The 17,910-nt window shown below is 70.5% G+C and carries 14 protein-coding genes; 5 read left to right on the top strand and 9 right to left on the bottom strand.

Going from position 1 to position 17,910, the window contains the following annotated elements; translation table 11 throughout:
- Positions 1 to 17: 17 nt before the first annotated feature.
- Positions 18 to 1,913, bottom strand: a complete 1,896-nt coding sequence (gene typA / locus L6241_RS11695; protein ID WP_123092182.1) for a translational GTPase TypA — start codon at positions 1,911 to 1,913, stop codon at positions 18 to 20.
- A gap of 281 nt (positions 1,914 to 2,194) precedes the next feature.
- Here typA and L6241_RS11690 point away from each other — a divergent pair, with 281 nt between their 5' ends.
- From L6241_RS11690 to L6241_RS11670, 5 genes are all read left to right on the top strand, one after another.
- The gene (locus L6241_RS11690) at positions 2,195 to 3,871 is read left to right on the top strand and encodes an ABC transporter substrate-binding protein (protein ID WP_201467562.1); all 1,677 of its coding nucleotides are present in this window, start codon (positions 2,195 to 2,197) and stop codon (positions 3,869 to 3,871) included.
- 109 nt (positions 3,872 to 3,980) lie between these two features.
- Complete coding sequence (locus L6241_RS11685; RefSeq protein WP_368246337.1) at positions 3,981 to 4,988, top strand: ABC transporter permease; 1,008 nt, start codon at positions 3,981 to 3,983, stop codon at positions 4,986 to 4,988.
- Complete coding sequence (locus L6241_RS11680; RefSeq protein WP_224766801.1) at positions 4,985 to 5,968, top strand: ABC transporter permease; 984 nt, start codon at positions 4,985 to 4,987, stop codon at positions 5,966 to 5,968. The genes L6241_RS11685 and L6241_RS11680 overlap by 4 nt, the downstream gene beginning before the upstream one ends.
- 4 nt (positions 5,969 to 5,972) lie before the next feature.
- Positions 5,973 to 7,028, top strand: coding sequence for an ABC transporter ATP-binding protein (locus L6241_RS11675; RefSeq protein ID WP_368246335.1), 1,056 nt, complete (start codon positions 5,973 to 5,975; stop codon positions 7,026 to 7,028).
- Complete coding sequence (locus L6241_RS11670; protein ID WP_368246334.1) at positions 7,025 to 8,188, top strand: ABC transporter ATP-binding protein; 1,164 nt, start codon at positions 7,025 to 7,027, stop codon at positions 8,186 to 8,188. The genes L6241_RS11675 and L6241_RS11670 overlap by 4 nt, the downstream gene beginning before the upstream one ends.
- Positions 8,189 to 8,266: 78 nt before the next feature.
- Here L6241_RS11670 and L6241_RS11665 read toward each other — a convergent pair whose 3' ends face one another.
- The 8 genes from L6241_RS11665 to L6241_RS11630 form a co-directional block, all read right to left on the bottom strand.
- Entirely contained in the window at positions 8,267 to 9,397 is a 1,131-nt protein-coding gene (locus L6241_RS11665) for an ABC transporter ATP-binding protein (RefSeq protein ID WP_368246333.1), read from the bottom strand.
- Positions 9,390 to 10,418: an ABC transporter ATP-binding protein gene (locus L6241_RS11660; protein ID WP_368246332.1), complete on the bottom strand. Its 1,029-nt coding sequence runs from the start codon at positions 10,416 to 10,418 to the stop codon at positions 9,390 to 9,392. The genes L6241_RS11665 and L6241_RS11660 overlap by 8 nt, the downstream gene beginning before the upstream one ends.
- A gap of 12 nt (positions 10,419 to 10,430) precedes the next feature.
- On the bottom strand, positions 10,431 to 11,381 hold the full coding sequence (locus L6241_RS11655) for an ABC transporter permease (protein WP_368246331.1): 951 nt from the start codon (positions 11,379 to 11,381) through the stop codon (positions 10,431 to 10,433).
- Positions 11,374 to 12,300, bottom strand: a complete 927-nt coding sequence (locus L6241_RS11650; RefSeq protein WP_368246329.1) for an ABC transporter permease — start codon at positions 12,298 to 12,300, stop codon at positions 11,374 to 11,376. The genes L6241_RS11655 and L6241_RS11650 overlap by 8 nt, the downstream gene beginning before the upstream one ends.
- A 155-nt stretch (positions 12,301 to 12,455) precedes the next feature.
- Positions 12,456 to 14,105, bottom strand: a complete 1,650-nt coding sequence (locus tag L6241_RS11645; RefSeq protein WP_368246328.1) for an ABC transporter substrate-binding protein — start codon at positions 14,103 to 14,105, stop codon at positions 12,456 to 12,458.
- A gap of 181 nt (positions 14,106 to 14,286) precedes the next feature.
- The gene (gene malQ, locus L6241_RS11640; protein ID WP_368246327.1) at positions 14,287 to 16,425 is read right to left on the bottom strand and encodes a 4-alpha-glucanotransferase; all 2,139 of its coding nucleotides are present in this window, start codon (positions 16,423 to 16,425) and stop codon (positions 14,287 to 14,289) included.
- Positions 16,426 to 16,491: 66 nt separating this feature from the next.
- Positions 16,492 to 17,436 (bottom strand): universal stress protein, encoded by a 945-nt coding sequence (locus L6241_RS11635; RefSeq protein ID WP_368246325.1) that lies wholly within the window; start codon positions 17,434 to 17,436, stop codon positions 16,492 to 16,494.
- A gap of 26 nt (positions 17,437 to 17,462) precedes the next feature.
- A complete protein-coding gene (locus tag L6241_RS11630; protein WP_252974690.1) occupies positions 17,463 to 17,909 on the bottom strand; it encodes a deaminase in 447 nt (148 codons plus the stop codon).
- Position 17,910 lies beyond the last annotated feature (1 nt).

The following is a 17,910-nucleotide window of genomic DNA, read 5'->3' as shown; positions in this document are numbered from 1 at the left end:
TGGGGACGTCCTGGGGCTCAGCTGCGCGAGCGGGCCAGCCGGTTGCGCAGCACCTGGTCGAGCTCGACCTTGCGGATCCGCACGGCGTCGGGGGTGACCTCGACGCACTCGTCCTCGCGGCAGAACTCCAGCGACTGCTCGAGCGAGAGCTTGCGCGGGGGTACGACCTTCTCGAAGTTGTCCGCGGAGCTGGCGCGCACGTTGGTGAGCTTCTTCTCCTTGGTGATGTTGACGTCCATGTCGTCGGCGCGGGAGTTCTCGCCGACGATCATGCCCTCGTAGACCTCGGTCGTCGGCTCGACGAAGAGCGTGCCGCGCTCCTGGAGGTTGACCATCGCGTAGGCGGTGACGGGACCGCTGCGGTCGGCGACGAGCGAGCCGGAGATGCGCGTGGTGATCGTGCCGAACCACGGCTCGTAGCCCTCGAAGACGTGGTGGGCGATGCCGGTGCCCCGCGTCTCGGTGAGGAACTCCGTGCGGAAGCCGATGAGCCCGCGGCTGGGCACGAGGAACTCCATGCGGATCCAGCCGGTGCCGTGGTTGGTCATCTGCTCCATGCGCCCCTTGCGGGAGGCGAGGATCTGGGTGATCGCGCCGAGGTGCTCCTCGGGGGTGTCGATCGTCAGGCGCTCGACCGGCTCGTGGGTCTTGCCGTCGACCTCGCGGGTGACGACCTGCGGCTTGCCGACGGTGAGCTCGAAGCCCTCGCGGCGCATCTGCTCGACGAGGATGGCGAGCGCGAGCTCACCTCTGCCCTGGACCTCCCAGGCGTCGGGACGCTCGGTCGGCAGGATGCGCAGCGAGACGTTGCCGACGAGCTCGCGGTCGAGCCGGTCCTTGACGAGGCGGGCGGTGACCTTCGTGCCGCGGGTCGCGCCACGGCCGACGAGCGGCGAGGTGTTCGTGCCGATGGTCATCGAGATGGCCGGCTCGTCGACGGTGATGACGGGCAGCGCGACGGGGTTCTCGGCGTCGGCGATGGTGTCGCCGATCATGATCTCGGGGATGCCGGCGATGGCGATGATGTCGCCCGGGCGCGCGGGCTTGTCCTCCAGCGGCTTGCGCTCCAGGCCCTCGGTCATGAGCAGCTCGGTGATCTTCACGCGCTCCTGCGAGCCGTCGTGACGGCACCACGTGACCTGCTGGCCCTTGCGGATCTCGCCGTTGAAGACGCGCAGCAGGGCCAGGCGACCGAGGAAGTTGCTCGAGTCGAGGTTGGTGACGTGCGCCTGGAGCGGGGTCTCGTCGTCGTAGGCCGGCGCCGGGATCGTCTCCATGATCGTGCGGAAGAGCGGCTCGAGGTCGCCGTTGTCGGGCAGCCCGCCGTCCTCGGGACGGTTGAGGCTGGCCGCTCCCGCCTTCGCCGAGGCGTAGACGATGGGGAACTCGATCTGGTCCGCGTCGGCGTCGAGGTCCATGAAGAGCTCGTAGGCCTCGTCGACGACCTCGGCGATGCGGCTGTCGGGGCGGTCGACCTTGTTGATGCACAAGATGACCGGCATCTTCGCGGCGAGCGCCTTGCGCAGGACGAAGCGGGTCTGGGGCAGCGGGCCCTCGGACGCGTCGACGAGCAGGACGACGCCGTCGACCATCGACAGGCCGCGCTCGACCTCGCCGCCGAAGTCGGCGTGGCCGGGGGTGTCGATGATGTTGATGGTGACGCCCTCGGGGGCGTCGAAGTCGGAGGCGGACGGACCGGTGTAGCGGATCGCGGTGTTCTTCGCGAGGATCGTGATCCCCTTCTCGCGCTCGAGGTCACCGGAGTCCATGACGCGGTCGACGGAGCCGCTCTTGTCGTGCTCGCCGAAGGTGCCGCCCTGCCACAGCATCTTGTCCACGAGGGTGGTCTTGCCGTGATCGACGTGGGCGACGATGGCGACGTTGCGCACGTCTGAGCGGGTCTTCATGGGCATGAGCGCGATTGTCTCAGCAGGAGCGCCGATGCCGGAAATCCGCGGTCGCGCCCGCGGCCCGCTCCCGACCCTCCGGGCGAAGGGGGACCCCCTTCGCCCGCTCGGTCTCAGACCGGTAAAGGCGTCGCCGACGGCCTACCCAGCGGGTGCTCACTCGATTAGGTTCACCAACCAGCCGCGTCCATGGCGCCTCGGCCCCCTCCGGGTGACCGCGTCACAGGGTGGCTGCCGAGGGTCACCGACTCCTCGGTCGACCGAACGCCACACCAGCGAGGTAGACGATGTCCATGCGGAAGTCCACTCCCGTGGTCCTCCTGGCCACGGCCGCTCTGACCATGAGCGCCTGTGCCCAGAGCGACCGCGAAGACAGCGGCAGCGGTGACAGCGGCGGCGACTCCGCCGCCACCGACGCCACCTTCACCTTCGGCGCCGCGGGCGCGCCGGAGGTCTTCGACCCCTTCTACGCCAGCGACGGCGAGACCTTCCGCGTCACCCGCCAGATGTTCGAGGGCCTCGTCGAGGTCAAGCCCGGCAGCGCCGAGATCGGCCCGGGCCTGGCGGAGAAGTGGGAGCCCAGCGAGGACGGCAAGACCTGGACCTTCACCCTGCGCGAGGGCGTGAAGTTCACCGACGGCGAGACCTTCGACGCCGAGGCCGTCTGCGCGAACTTCGAGCGCATGGCCGACCAGAACGAGACCGCGCAGGCCGGTCCGGCCGAGTACTGGGCCTACTCCATGGAGGGCTTCGGCGAGGACTCGCTCTACCGCTCCTGCAAGGCCACCGACGCCAAGACCGTCGAGCTGAAGATCTCTCGCGCCACCTCGAAGTTCCCGGCGATGCTTTCGCTGTCGGCCTTCGCGATGCAGTCGCCCAAGGCCCTCGAGTCCGGTGACGCGAACAACGTCAAGAAGCAGGGCGAGGGCTTCGCCTACCCGAAGAACGCGCAGGAGCCCGTCGGCACCGGCCCGTACACGCTGGAGAAGTACGACACCGCGAACAGCACGGTGACGCTCAAGCGCAACGACGACTACTGGGGCGAGAAGGCCAAGAACGCCGAGATCGTCTTCAAGATCATCCCCGACGAGTCGACCCGTCGTCAGGAGCTCGAGGCCGGCTCGATCAACGGCTACGACCTGCCGAACCCCGTGGACTGGAAGGGCCTGGAGGACTCCGGCAACACCGTCGAGGTCCGCCCCGCCTTCAACATCCTCTACGTCGGCCTCAACCCCGAGAAGAACACCAAGCTCAAGGACCTCAAGGTCCGCCAGGCGCTGTCCATGGCCGTCGACCGCGAGAACCTCGTGACCTCCCAGCTGCCCGAGGGCGCTGTCGCCGCGTCGCAGTTCATGCCCGACACCGTCAAGGGCTACAACTCCGAGCTGCAGCCGATGAAGAAGGACGTCGAGGGCGCCAAGAAGCTGCTCAAGGAGGCCGGCGCCGAGGGCATGGAGCTGACCTTCGCCTACCCGAGCGAGGTCACCCGGCCGTACATGCCGAACCCGCAGAAGATCCACGAGGCCATCCGCCGCGACTTCGAGGCGGTCGGCATCAAGGTCAAGGTCGTCACCAAGCCGTGGAACGGCGGGTACCTCGACGGCGTCGACAACGGCCAGTTCGACGCGTGGCTGCTCGGCTGGACCGGTGACTACGACTCGGCCGACAACTTCATCGGCACCTTCTTCGGCAACCTCAAGAGCAACGACTTCCACACCTCGGCGACCGACTTCGGCTCCGACCTGAGCAAGGAGCTCAAAGAGGCCGACCAGACGGTCGACGAGGCCGAGCGCACGACGATGTACGAGGAGCTGAACAAGAAGATCGCCGAGGAGTACATCCCCGGGCTGCCGATCTCGCACAGCCCGCCCGCGCTCGTCGTCGGCGAGGGCGTCGAGGGTCTCACCGCGAGCCCGCTGACGGCCGAGCAGTTCGACACGGTCACCGTCGAGGGCGGCAAGTAAGCCCTACGTCGGCCGATCTGTCCCGACACCCAGGCTGGGGCCGTCTGCTCCGGGTCACCCCCGGACCAGGCGGCCCCACCGCCTGTCGAGCGCTAGGAGGCACCTACCCGTGCTGAGATTCATCGTCCGCCGGCTGCTCCAGCTGGTCCTCGTCGTCTTCGTCCTGTCGATCCTGCTCTTCGCCTGGCTGCGCGCGCTGCCCGGCGGCGTCGTCTCCGCGATGCTCGGCGAGCGCGCGACCCCCGAGAGCCGCGCCGCTCTCACCGCCGAGCTGGGGCTCAACGACCCCCTCCCCGTGCAGTACTGGCGCTTCCTCCAGCGCGCCCTCCAGGGCGACTTCGGCGCCTCGACCTCCGTGCAGGTCGGCCGGCCCGCGATGGAGGTCTTCCTCGAGCGCTTCCCCGCGACGATCGAGCTCGCCCTGGGCGCGATGCTCATCGCGCTCCTCCTCGCGATCCCGCTCGGCTACATCGCCGCCCGGCGGCGCGGCAGCGCGCTGGACAACCTCTCGGTCGTCGGCTCGCTCGTCGGCGTGGCCGTCCCCGTCTTCTTCCTCGCCTTCCTGCTGAAGTACTACTTCTCGATCAAGCTCGGCTGGCTGCCGGTCTCCGGTCGTCAGGACGTCGGCGACGCGACCCGGGTCACCGGCTTCTTCGTCCTCGACGGCATTCTCACCCGCGAGTGGGACGCCTCTCTCGACGCCCTCAAGCATCTCGTCCTGCCGAGCATCGCCCTGGCCTCGATCCCCTTCGCGATGATCTTCCGGATCACCCGGGCGAGCGTCCTCGACGTCCTCGACGAGGACTACGTGCGCACCGCCCAGTCCAAGGGCCTGGGCTCGCGGGTCATCCGCGGGCGGCACGTCATGCGCAACGCGCTCCTGCCGATCGTCACCGCCGTCGGCCTGCAGACCGGCGCGCTGCTCGGCGGTGCGGTGCTCACCGAGACCGTCTTCAACTTCCCCGGCATCGGCCAGGCGCTCTCGCAGTCCTTCAGCAGCCGCGACTTCGCCGTCCTGCAGGTGATCATCCTCGCGGCGGCCATCGTCTACGTCCTCGTCAACCTCGTCGTCGACGTCCTCTACGCCGTCATCGACCCCCGAGTGAGGACCCGATGAGCACGACTCCCAGCACCCCCGAGCCCGGCACGCCGCGTCCCATGCCGCGTCCCGGCGACCGCAAGCGGGCCCGCATCGACGCCCTCGCCGAGGCCGGCGCGGTCTCCGACTCCCCCGGGACGAGCCTCATCGCCTCGGCGTGGAAGCGGCTGCGCCGCAACCCCGTCTTCCTCGTCGGGCTGGCGATCACGACGGTCTTCGTCCTCATCGCGCTGCTCGCGCCGCTGCTGGCGCCGAACGACCCCACCGAGTGGCTGCTCAAGGTGAGCGCCCAGAAGGACCCGGTCCCCGCTCCCCGGGACGGCTTCCCCCTCGGCGGTGACGACAAGGGCAGAGACCTGCTCTCCCGCCTCATCGTCGGCAGCCGGCAGACCCTCGTCGTCGGTGTCATGGCCACCCTCATCGGGCTCGCCGGCGGCGTCGTCCTGGGCACCCTCGCGGGAGCCTTCAGCGGCTGGGTCGACAGCGTCATCATGCGCGCGGTCGACGTCATGCTCTCCATCCCCAGCCTGCTGCTCGCCTTCTCGATCTCGGCGCTCGCCGCCCGGCCCAGCCAGTGGACGCTCATCATCGCGATCGCCATCGTGCAGATCCCGATCTTCGCCCGGCTCCTGCGGGGCGCGATGCTCGCCCAGCGCAGCAAGGACCACGTCCTCGCGGCCCGGGCCCTCGGCGTCAAGCGCTCGGCGATCGTCCTGCGCCACATGCTGCCGAACTCGCTCGGCCCGGTCATCGTCCAGGCGACGCTCGTCCTCGCGACGGCGATCATCGACGCGGCCGCGCTGTCCTTCCTCGGCCTCGGCAACCCCGACGACCGGACCCCGGAATGGGGCCAGATGCTCGGTGCGTCGCAGAAGTACTTCTACGACTACCCGCACCTCGCCTTCTACCCGGCGATCTGCATCATCGTCGTCGCGCTCGGCTTCACCCTCATGGGCGAGTCGCTGCGCGAGGCCCTCGACCCCAAGACCCGGAGGTGACGCCATGACGGCGACGAGCACCCAGCACCCCCGCCCCACCGGTGGCGGCGCGACCCCGCTGCTGTCCGTGCGGGACCTCACCGTGACCTTCACCCGCTCCGGCGAGCAGCCCTTCACCGCGGTCGACGGGCTGAGCTTCGACGTCTCCCCCGGTCAGACCGTCGGCCTCGTCGGCGAGTCCGGCTGCGGCAAGTCCGTGACCTCGCTGGCGATCATGGGCCTGCTGCCCGCTCGCGGCAACACCGTGACGGGCACGGTCGACTTCGAGGGCACCGACCTGCTGACGCTCTCGGACAAGGAGATGCGCGACCGGCGCGGCCAGGAGATCGGCATGATCTTCCAGGACCCGCTGTCCTCGCTCAACCCCGTCGTGCCGATCGGGCGACAGGTCACCGAGGTCCTCGAGCGGCACAAGGGCCTGTCGAAGAAGGCCGCCCGCCCGCTCGCGAGGGAGATGCTCCACAAGGTCGGCATCCCCGACCCCGAGCGTCGCCTCTCGGAGTACCCGCACCAGCTCTCGGGCGGCATGCGCCAGCGCGCGCTCATCGCCATGGCGCTGGCCTGCGAGCCGCGCCTGCTCATCGCCGACGAGCCGACGACGGCCCTCGACGTGACGATCCAGGCGCAGATCCTCACCCTGCTGCGCGACCTCGTGCAGGAGATGGGCACCGCGCTCATCATGATCACCCACGACCTCGGCGTCGTCGCGGGCCTGTGCGACGAGGTCAACGTCCTCTACGGGGGCCGGCTCGTCGAGCGCGGTGACCGTCACCCGCTCTTCGCCGAGCCCCGCCACCCCTACACCGGTGGCCTCCTCGCGTCCGTGCCCGGTCTGGAGAGCGCCCGCGGCGAGCGGCTCAACCCGGTGCCCGGCTCGGTCGCCGACAACCTGCCATGGACGAGTGCGTGCGCCTTCGCACCGCGCTGCTCCAACGCCGTGGACCGGTGCCGCGAGGAGACCCCCGGTCTCGCCGAGCGCGACGCCCGCGTCGTGCGCTGCTTCAACCCCCTCCACGGCGAGCCCTCGCCGGCGGAGCAGACGACGGAGGTGACCCGATGAGCGCGCGGTCCACGACGAGCACGGACGGCACCCGGACGAAGGGGGAGGACGGCGACGTCCTCGTCGACGTCCAGGGCCTGAAGGTCCACTTCCCCATCAAGCGGGGCGTGATCTTCGACAAGACCGTCGGGCACGTCTACGCCGTCGACGGTGTCGACCTGCAGATCCGGCGCGGCGAGACCTACGGGCTCGTCGGCGAGTCCGGCTGCGGCAAGTCGACGATGGGGCGCGCGATCCTCGCGCTCGAGGAGATCACCGAGGGCACCGTCACCTTCGACGGCGAGGCGCTCACCGACCTGCGCGGCGACGCGCTGCGCCGGCGCCGCCAGGACCTGCAGATGGTCTTCCAGGACCCCATGGGCAGCCTGGACCCGCGGCAGAGCGTCGAGTCGCTCCTCGTCGAGGGCATGCAGGCGCACGGGATCGTCAAGGACGCGAAGGAGGCGGCTCCGCGCCTGAAGCAGCTGCTCTCCGACGTCGGCCTGCCCGCCGCCGCGCTGAAGAAGTACCCGCACGAGTTCTCCGGTGGTCAGCGCCAGCGCATCGGCATCGCCCGGGCGCTGTCGGTCAACCCCGAGCTCGTCGTCGCCGACGAGCCGGTCTCGGCCCTCGACGTCTCGGTGCAGGCGCAGGTGATCAACCTCCTCGCCGACCTGCAGGAGGAGTACGGCCTGACCTACCTCGTCATCGCCCACGACCTCGCCGTCGTGCGGCACATCTCCGACCGGGTCGGGGTCATGTACCTCGGCGGTCTCGTCGAGGAGGCCGACGCCGACGACCTCTACGCCCGGCCGCTGCACCCGTACACGCGCGCGCTGCTCTCCGCGGTCCCCGTGCCCGACCCGGTGCTCGAGGACTCGCGCGAGCAGATCCTCCTCAGCGGCGACCTCCCCTCCCCCGCCGCCCCGCCGAGCGGGTGCCGCTTCCACACCCGCTGCCCCTGGCGGCAGGAGACCCGCTGCGACGACGAGCGTCCGCAGCTGCGCCTCGTCGAGGTCGACGGGGTGGGCGCCGGCCACAAGGTGGCCTGCCACTGGGCCGAGGAGATCGAGCGAGGCGAGATCACGCGGCACGCCGTGGAGACCGTGCTCGAGGACAAGCCGCAGGCCCTCCGCGACGCGGAGGCGGCCGCGATCACCGACGAGATCCCCTTCTCGTAGCCCACCGCCCCCACGAGCGAAGGGGGCCGCTCACCTCGTGGTGTGCGGCCCCCTTCGGTCGTGTGGTCGGCGTACGGGCTACGGCTGCTGCGGGTCGCTGTCGGCCCGGTCCTGCTCGTTGACGATGCCCGCGTACGCGTCCTCCGACCTCTCGGGACCGGCGCCGAAGAGCGTCGACTGATCGGCGGCGCGGACGTCCTCGGTCTCGATGACCTCGCGCACCTCGGCGAAGTGGCACCGGGACATGTGCCCGGACAGGCCGTCCGGACGCACCTCGAGCAGCGGCGTCTCCGTCCGGCACTTCTCCTGCGCCTTCCAGCAGCGGGTGTGGAAGTGGCACCCGCTCGGCGGGTTGGCCGGCGAGGGGACGTCGCCGCTCAGCGTGATCTGGTCGCGCCGTCCCCGCAGGGTCGGGTCCGGCACCGGCACGGCGGAGAGCAGTGCCTGGGTGTAGGGGTGCGTCGGCCGGCCGTAGACCTCGTCCTCGCCGCCGATCTCGACCATCCGGCCGAGGTACATGACCCCGACGCGGTCGGAGATGTGCCGGACGACGGAGAGGTCGTGGGCGATGAAGACGTAGGACAGCCCGAGCTCGCCCTGGAGCTTCTCCATGAGGTTGATGACCTGCGCCTGCACGGAGACGTCGAGCGCGGAGACCGGCTCGTCGCAGATGAGCACCTTCGGGTTGAGCGCGATGCCACGGGCGATGCCGATGCGCTGACGCTGGCCGCCGGAGAACTGGTGCGGGTAGCGGTTGATGTGCTCCGGGTTGAGCCCCACGAGCTCCAGCAGCTCCTGCACCCGCGCCCGACGACCCCCCTTCGGGACGACGTCCGCGTGGATGTCGAAGGGCTCACCGATGATGTCGCCGACCGTGCGCCGCGGGTTGAGCGAGGTGTACGGGTCCTGGAAGACGATCTGGATGTCGCGCCGCATGGCGCGCATGTCGCCGCCCTTGAGGGAGTGCATCTCCACACCCTCGAACTCCACGGTGCCCTCGGTCGGCTCCTCGAGCCGCATGAGCAGCCGACCGAGCGTGGACTTGCCGCAGCCGGACTCGCCGACGATGCCGAGCGTCTCGCCCCGTCGGAGGTCGAAGTCGACCCCGTCGACGGCCTTGACCGAGCCGATGGTGCGGCGCAGCACGCCGCCCTTGATGGGGTAGTGCTTCTTCAGGCCCCGGGCCTTGAGGATGACGTCGTCAGCCATTGAGGACCTCCTCGGAGTAGTGGCAGGCCGCGGCCCGGTTGATGCCGACCGGCTCGAGCGGCGGACGCTCCTCGACGCACCTCTCGCGCGCGAGGACGCACCGCGGGTGGAAGGCGCAGCCGCTGGGGATGCGCATGAGGTTCGGGGGCAGCCCGCCGATCGCCGCCAGCTCCTGACCCTTCTGGTCCAGGCGCGGGATCGACTCGAGCAGACCCTTGGTGTACGGGTGGGCCGGGTTGGCGTAGATGTCGTGGACGTCCGCCTCCTCGACGATCCGGCCCGCGTACATGACGGCGATCCGGTCCGCGACGTCGGCGACGACGCCGAGGTCGTGGGTGATGAGGATCAGGCCCATGTGGTACTCGGCCTGCAGCTCCTGGAGCAGCTCCATGATCTGCGCCTGCACCGTGACGTCGAGGGCGGTGGTCGGCTCGTCGGCGATGAGCACCTTGGGGTCCAGCGCGATCGCCATGGCGATCATGATGCGCTGGCGCATCCCGCCGCTGAACTGGTGCGGGTAGGCCTTGACACGCTCGCGAGCCGCGGGGATGTTGACCCGCTCCATGAGCCGCACGGCCTCGTCGTACGCGTCGGACTTGTTCATCCCGCGGTGCTTGCGGAACATCTCGCCGATCTGCCAGCCCACGGGGAAGACCGGGTTGAGCGCGCTGAGCGCGTCCTGGAAGACCATCGAGATCTCCGCGCCGCGGATCTTGCGTCGCTCCTCCGCCGGCATGGTCAGCAGGTCGCGACCCTGGTAGAGGATCTGGCCGGCGGGGATCTTGGCCGGAGGCATGTCGAGGATGCCCATGATGGCCTGGGCCGTGACGGACTTGCCCGAGCCGGACTCGCCGAGGACGGCCAGGGTCTGGCCCGCGTCGAGAGTGAGGTTCACGCCGTTGATCGCGCGGGCCACGCCCTCCCGGGTGTGGAACTCGACCTCGAGGTCTCGGACCGCGAGGAGGGAGTCCTCCGGGGACCGGTCGGTGGGGTTCGCCATGCTCGTGGCTGCTGTGCTCATCGGGGATCCACCTCAGCGGCTCTTGGGGTCGAAGGCGTCACGCAGGGCATCGCCGAGCATGATGAAGGACAGGACGCACAGGCTGAGGAAGGCCGCCGGGAAGAACAGCATGTGCGGGCGCACCCGGACGACGTCGACCGCCTCGTCGATGGCCACGCCCCAGCTGACCGCCGGGGGGACCAGACCGATGCCGAGGAAGGACATGCTCGCCTCGGCGACGATGAAGACGCCGAGGTTGATCGTCGAGACGACGAGCACCGGCGCGAGCGCGTTGGGGATGATGTGCTTGCGGATGATCCGCACCGGGCCCGCCCCGAGGGCGCGCGCCGCCTGGACGTACTCCTGCGGCTTGACCTGCAGCACCGAGCCCCGCATGAGCCGCGCCAGGCTCGGCCAGCCGAGCACGCCGAGGACGAGGACGACCTTGCCGACGACCATGAGGTACGGGGTGCTCTGGGTGTTCGGGAAGGCGCTGAGGAAGAGGATGCCGCCCAGGAGCAGCGGGATCGCGAAGAAGACGTCGGTCAACCGGCTGATGAGGGAGTCCAACCAGCCGCCGGTGTACGCGGCCACGATGCCGACCAAGGAGCCGACCAGCGCGGTGATGATGGTCGCCGCGAGACCGACGATCATCGAGGCCCGGGCGCCGTAGATCGTCCGGGCGTAGATGTCGTACCCCTGCCCGTCGGTGCCGAACCAGTGCTCGCCGCTCGGGGTCCGCCGGACGTCGAAGACCTCGCCCGGACCGGTCCTGGTGAAGAGGCCGGGCACGATCGCCATCACGGTGAAGAGCACGATGAGCCCGACCGCGAACCAGAAGGTCGGCTTGCGCCGCAGCTCGGCCCAGCCGTCGGAGGCCAGGGAGCGCGGACGCTCGGGGGCGGGCTGGTCGCCGGAGACGAGCGAGGTGCTCTCGGTCGTCGCCGTGGCCTGGCCGGCCGCGTGGGAGGTCTGTTCAGTCATGGGCGATCCTCGGGTCGAGCACGCCGTACAGAAGGTCGACGATGAGGTTGACGATGAGATAGACGATGACGAGGGCGGTGACCGCACCGACGACCGCGAAGCCGTCGCGCTGGTTGATGCCCTGGAAGATGTAGCCGCCGATGCCGCGGATGTTGAAGATGCGCTCGGTGATGATCGCACCACCCAGCAGGGCTCCGAAGTCGTAGCCGATGAAGGTGACGACGGGGATCAGCGAGTTGCGCAGCGCATGCAGGCCGATCGCCCGGCGGGGGGTCAGGCCCTTCGCCTTCGCGGTCCGGACGTAGTCCGCGCGGAGGTTCTCCGCGAGGTTGGTCCGGGTGAGCCGAGCGACGTAGGCCACGGACACCGAGCCGAGCACGAGCGCCGGCAGCAGCAGGTCGTAGAACCCGGCCTCTCGCGAGACGGTCACGGGGAAGATCGCGAACCGGACGCCGAGGAAGTACTGAGAGAGACCACCGATGACGAAGATCGGGGTCGAGATGAGCAGCAGGGTGCTCACGAGGATCACGTTGTCGAGGAAGCCGTTCTTGCGCAGGGCCGCCAGCGCGCCGGCGAGGACGCCGATGAGGGCCTCGAAGGCGAGCGCCATGATGGCCAGCTTCGCGGTCACCGGGTACCGGTCGGCGAGGTCCCCCGTCACCGGGTTGCCCCGCACGTTGTCGCCGAAGTCGCCCTGGAGCAGGCCGACGGCGTACTGGCCGTACGCGACGAAGACGTTGTCGTCGAGGTGGTACTTCTCGGCGATCTCCTGCTGGAGAGCCGGGGGGCAGCCACGGTCACCGCAGAGCGCGGCCGTGGGGTCGCCGGGGAGCGAGAACACCATCGCGTAGATGATGAAGGTTGCACCGATGACCACCGGGATCATCTGGAGGATGCGTCGGACGACGTAGGCGCCCATAACCACCCCTTCGGATAGCTGTTCATGGCGTGAGTCTCACGCGGATGTGGTGCACGGTGGCCGAGGCTCGCCCGGGCTCCGCGTGCGCCCTCGTCAGAGGGCGACATGGCGATGGTGCCGGCGCCACGGAAGGGCGCCGGCACCATCGCTCGGGGTCACTGCTTCACAGAGGCGTTCAGCAGGTCGATACGCCCGCTGGCCTTGCTGATCTTGACGTTGTCGAGCTTGTCGCTCCAGCCGACCTGAGCGGTGTAGTACCACATCGGGATCGAGCCCATGTCCTCGGCGAGCATCGCCTCGGCCTCCTGGTAGGCGGCGTTGGACTCGTCCTCCTCGAGCTTGCCGGCCTCGACGAGCTTGGCGTCGAAGTCCTCGTCGGAGTACTTGCTGTCGTTCGAGGAGCCACCGGTCGCGTAGAGCGGGGTGAGGAAGTTCTCGATGTGGGGGTAGTCCGCGATCCAGCCGGAGCGGAACATGCCCTTCATCTTCTCCTCACCGATCTGCTCGCGGAAGGTCGCGAAGTCCGGCACCGGCGTGGCGACGCAGTCGACGCCCAGCGCACCCTTGATCGAGTTGCAGGTCGCCTCCACCCATGCCTTGTGGTCGGCGTCCGCGTTGTAGCTGATCGTCAGCTTGCCGTCGAAGCCGCCGGCCTCGTCGAAGAGCTGCTTGGCCTTCTCGGCGTCGTACTCGCAGTACTCGCCGCACGCGCCACCCTTGAAGCCGGTGACGCCCGGGGCGACCCAGCCGGTCGCGGGCTCACGAGCGCCCTGGAACTGGTCGTCGATGATCTTCTGCCGGTCGATGGCCATCGAGATGGCCTGACGCAGCTTCGGGTCCTTGTACTCCGGGGACGTCTTCTCCGGGGCGACGGTGACGGTCTGGATGGCCGGGTAGGCCTCCTCCGCGACGCGGTCGCCGAGGTCGCTCTTCCACTGGTCGTCGACGAGCTGGCCCGAGGGGATCTCGTCGATGGTGTCGATGTTGCCGGCGAGCAGGTCGTTGTACGCCGCGTCGCTCTCGTCGTAGACGCGGAAGGTGATCTTGTCGGCGTTGCCCTTGGCCGTGCCGCCGCCGTAGTCGGCGAACTTGGTCAGGACGGTCTCGTCACCCTGGGAGAAGCTCTCGACCATGTACGGGCCGGCACCGACCGGCTTCTTGGCGAACTCCTCGGCACCCTTCTCGAAGAAGACCTCGGGGAGGGGGGCGAAGGCGGTGTAGCCGAGACGGACCGGGAGGTTCGAGACCGGCTCGGTCGTCTTGATGGTGAAGGTCGTGTCGTCGACGACCTTCAGACCCGACATCTCGGTCTCCTTGGGCTCCGGGGCCTCCTTCGGGCCGTCGCCGTCCGGGTCCTCCGACTGCAGGTCCGCGAAGCCCTCGATGGGCTCCATGAAGTAGGAGAGGTACTGGGCGTTCGCCGCGTTGGCGGTGTAGTTCCACGCCTTGACGAAGCTCTCGGCCGTGACCGGGGTGCCGTCGTGGAACTTCACGTCCGGCTTGATCTTCACGGTGAAGTTCTGGTTGTCCTCGGTCTCGACCGACTCCGCGAGGTCGTTCTCGGGCTCCGAGGTCTCCGGGTTGTAGCGGAAGAGCGTCGAGGTGAAGAGCTCGACGACGTCGTGACCGCAGGACTCGCCGGTGTCGCCGGGGATGAGCGGGTTCTGGTTCTCGCAACCGCGGGCGATGATCTCGCCACCAGTCGCCGCGGCCCCGTCGCCGCCGCCGTCGCTGCCGCTGCTGTTGTCGCCACCGCCACACGCGGTCGCGACGAGCGCGACTGCGGAGATCCCAGCAATGGCCATCGCGCGAGAGTTGACTCGCATAGATGTCCTCCTACGAATACGCCGCCACGGTGACGGCTTCCCGGACGTCCGTCCGGCCTTGGTCGCAGCCACGGTCGTCGCTGCAGGGGCCATCTCAACTGATGAGAAGTCGGTTGCGCCACGGTCAGGTCGCTGTCGAGACCCAACTGTGACCCTCACGTCACCCCTTCGGGTGGGGCGGCCGCTGCTCCTCGCGCGGGCCCACGACGTCCTCCAGGACCAGCGGGATACCGGCGCTGTCGGCCAGCGGGAGGCGCCAGTTCGGGTACTCCTCGTCGGTCCCCGGCTGGTTGATCGCCCGGACGTCCCCGACGAGGTCGGTGAGGGCCACGCCCTGCAGGACCGAAGGGGTCGCGGCCAGCCAGCGGTGGAGAGAATCGACGACCCGTGGTAGTCGGTCGCGCTCGTCCGGGTCGAGGTGCCCGGCGGCGACGAGTGCGTCCTTCATCTCCTCGACCGTGGCGCGCTCCGCCTCGAGCTCCTCGCCCAGCGGCCGGGTGAGCAGCCCGAGCCGCTCGCGCAGCTCGACGTGCCGCAGCGCGAGGTAGCCGGCGGTCGGGGGCAGGTCGTGCGTCGTCACCGAGGCCAGGCACAGCCGGCGGTAGTCGGCGGGCGGCAGCGGCCGCCCGTCGGCGGCCCGCTCGAACCACACGATGCTCGTGCCGAGGATCCCCCGCTCGAGGAGGTGCTCGCGCACCCACGGCTCGACGACGCCGAGGTCCTCGCCGACGACGACCGCGCCGGCCCGGTGCGCCTCGAGGGCGAGGATGCCGATCATCGCCTCGTGGTCGTAGCGCACGTAGGCGCCGTCGGTCGGTGCGTGCCCCTCCGGGATCCACCACAGCCGGAAGAGACCGATGACGTGGTCGACCCGCACTCCCCCGGCGTCGCGCAGCACGGCGCGGATCATGTCGCGGTAGGGCGCGTACCCGAGCTCGGCGAGACGGTCGGGGCGCCACGGCGGCTGCGACCAGTCCTGGCCACGCTGGTTGAACTGGTCCGGCGGCGCCCCGACGGTCACCCCGCGGGCGAGCGCGTCGCCGAGGGCCCACGCGTCGGCCCCCTTCGGGTGGATGCCGACGGCGAGGTCGTGGACCACCCCGAGCCGCATGCCCGCCCCCACGGCGGCCTCCTGGGCCGCCGCGAGCTGCTCCTGGAGCACCCACTGGACCCAGCAGGCGAAGCTGATCTCGCCCGTGTGCGCCCGCTGGAAGTCCGCGACCGCCGGCGAGGCCGGGTCGCGCAGCTCGGCCGGCCAGTCGGTGGCGAAGTGCGGCCCGTGCACCTGGGCGATGACCCACCACGTCGCGAAGAGGAGCAGCCCCTCGCCCTCGGCCTCGTACCAGGGCTGCATCCGCTGCGCGTGCAGCGGGCCGAGCTCGGCGTAGGCGATGCGCAGCGCCTGGTGGCGCAGCGCCCAGCTCGCGTCGCGATCGAGCACGTCGGTGCGGTTGAGCGGCGCCGCCTCGGCGGCGAGCTCGTCGATCCTGGCCCGCGTCCCGGGCTCGAGCCGGTCGAGGTCGGGCAGGGTCGCGATGTCGACGTAGAGGGGACTGACGAAACGGCGCGAGGTGGGCAGGTACGGCGAGGGCTCGACCGGCGCGACCGGCTCGGCCGCGTGCAGCGGGTTGACGAGGACGAAGTCGTGACCGTGCTCCCGGGCGGCCCACCGCGACAGCTCGCGCAGCACCCCGAGGTCGCCCAGGCCCCAGGAGGTCTCGGAGCGCACCTGGTAGAGCTGGGTGGTCAGACCGGTCGCGGCCCGCTCGTCGAGACCCGCCGGCAGCTCGAGGGCGTCGGGGACGGCGACGAAGGTCGCCCGTCGGGTCGTCGGGTCCGGCAGGGCGTCCTCGCCCTCCACCTCGGCCACGAGCTCGTGGTAGCCCAGGGGCAGGCCCGCGGGGATCTCGAAGGCGGCCTCGCCGACGAGCACCCCGTCGACCTCGACCGGCGCCACGTCGTGGGGCACCTGGTCGAGGTCGAGACGGCCTCCCCCTTCGAGCTCGACGTGCACCCGCACCGCGCGGCCGTGCTGCACGTGGACCGCCAGTCGGTAGGGGTGCGACGTACGGGCGACGACCGTCGCGGGCAGCGTGCGCCGCCAGGGCGCCTGCCGGGTCCGGCGAAGGGAGCCGCGCACCGCGTCGTCGTCGGAGACGTCCTCGCCGAGCGCCGTGAGCACCTGCCGCAGGGCGTCCTGCGGGATGTGGGTGTGCACGCCCTTCCAGTCCCAGTACTCGGTCGAGACCCCCTTCGCGTGGGCCAGGTCGACGAGGTCCGAGGGCAGGGTGTCACTCACGACGCCCACGATGTCCGATGGGACGCCGCGCGAGGACGAAACACACCGACGATCTTCGCCGTCGGCTCAGCCGCGGGTGACGAGGACCGGGCAGGGCGCGGCCTCGAGCACCCGCTGGCTCACCGAGCCGAGGAGCAGACCCCGGAAGCCGCCGCGCCCGCGGGTGCCGACGACGATGAGGTCCTCGTCGCACACCTCGTCGAGCAGGACGTCGGCGGCGCGCCCGCGGCGCACCTCGACGCTCACCTCGGGCATCCCCTGGGCCTTGGCCTCGATGCCCGGCGCCGTCGTCATGCCGTGCTCGACGTCGGCGCGGGCCTCGGCGAGGACGCCCTCGGCGACCTTACGGTACCGGGTCTCCACCTGCTCCCACGCGGGCGTGCCGGGCTCGGTGACGACGACTCCGTCGACGACCTCGACCCGCCAGGCGGTGAGGACGAGGACCGGGGCGCCGGCGTGCCGGGCGACGTCGAGCGCGGAGCGGGCCGCGGCCCGGGAGTGCGAGCTGCCGTCGACGCCGACGACGACGCGGGCCGGGCCCGCGCCCGAGCCCTCGGGGACGAGGACGACGGGAGCGCTCGCGTGCTGGATGACGGCGGCCGAGACGCTGCCGAGGACGACCCGCTCGAGGCGGCTCGCCCGGCTCGACCCGACGACGACGATGGCGGCCTGCTCGGCGGCGTCGACGAGGACGCGCGAGGGGCTGCCGGTGAGCGACTGCGAGGTGACGGGCACGTCCGGGGCGATCTGGGCGATGCGCTCGAGGGCGTCGGTGACGGTCGCGTCGGCACCCGCGAGGAGCTGGTCGACGACCGCCCCCGCCCCCGCCGACTCAGGTCCGCCGAAGGCGGACACCCCGATGTCCGCGACGCTCACGACGTGCAACGACGTGCCTCGTCGCTGGGCGGAGCGGGCCGCCCAGGCGAGCACCGCCTCGTCCTTGCTCGTGCCGTCGACCGCGACGACGACGGCGCCTGCTGGAGTGATCTGGTGCTCGGCTGCGGTACCCATGCCCCATCTTGGCATCGCGAGCGGTCTCACGCCCAGCGGGTGAGCGAGCTCCTGTCGTGCTCTCCTCCGGGCCACACCGCGCGCACGATGCCGGCCGCCGCGAGCGCCTTGCGGCAGCCCGGGCACGGCGGGTCGGTGATGTAGGCCGTCGCCCCCTTCGTGTCACGGGTGGCGAAGAGCAGCGCGTTGACCTCGGCGTGGATCGCGATGCAGAAGCCGGGGGTGCCGGGGCGGTCGTAGTCGCCCAGGCCCGGCACGGTCTCGTAGTCGAGCGCGCCCCGCGGGCAGGCCCCCTGGAGGCAGTCCGGCTCCCCCGGCGCGGCGCCGTTGTAGCCGGTCGCGATGATCCGGTGCTCGATGGTGAGGACGGCGCCCACCCGGCGCCGGGTGCACTTCGCCCGGGCGGCGACCGCGGTCGCGATGCCGAGGAAGTACTCGTCCCACCCGGGGACGGGGTCAGGCTGCACGCTCATG

Source organism: Janibacter sp. Y6 (genome assembly GCF_040900765.1).
GTDB lineage: Bacteria > Actinomycetota > Actinomycetes > Actinomycetales > Dermatophilaceae > Marihabitans > Marihabitans melonis.
Note: the sequence above shows the minus strand (reverse complement) of the source record. Positions and strands in the feature narration are given on the sequence as shown.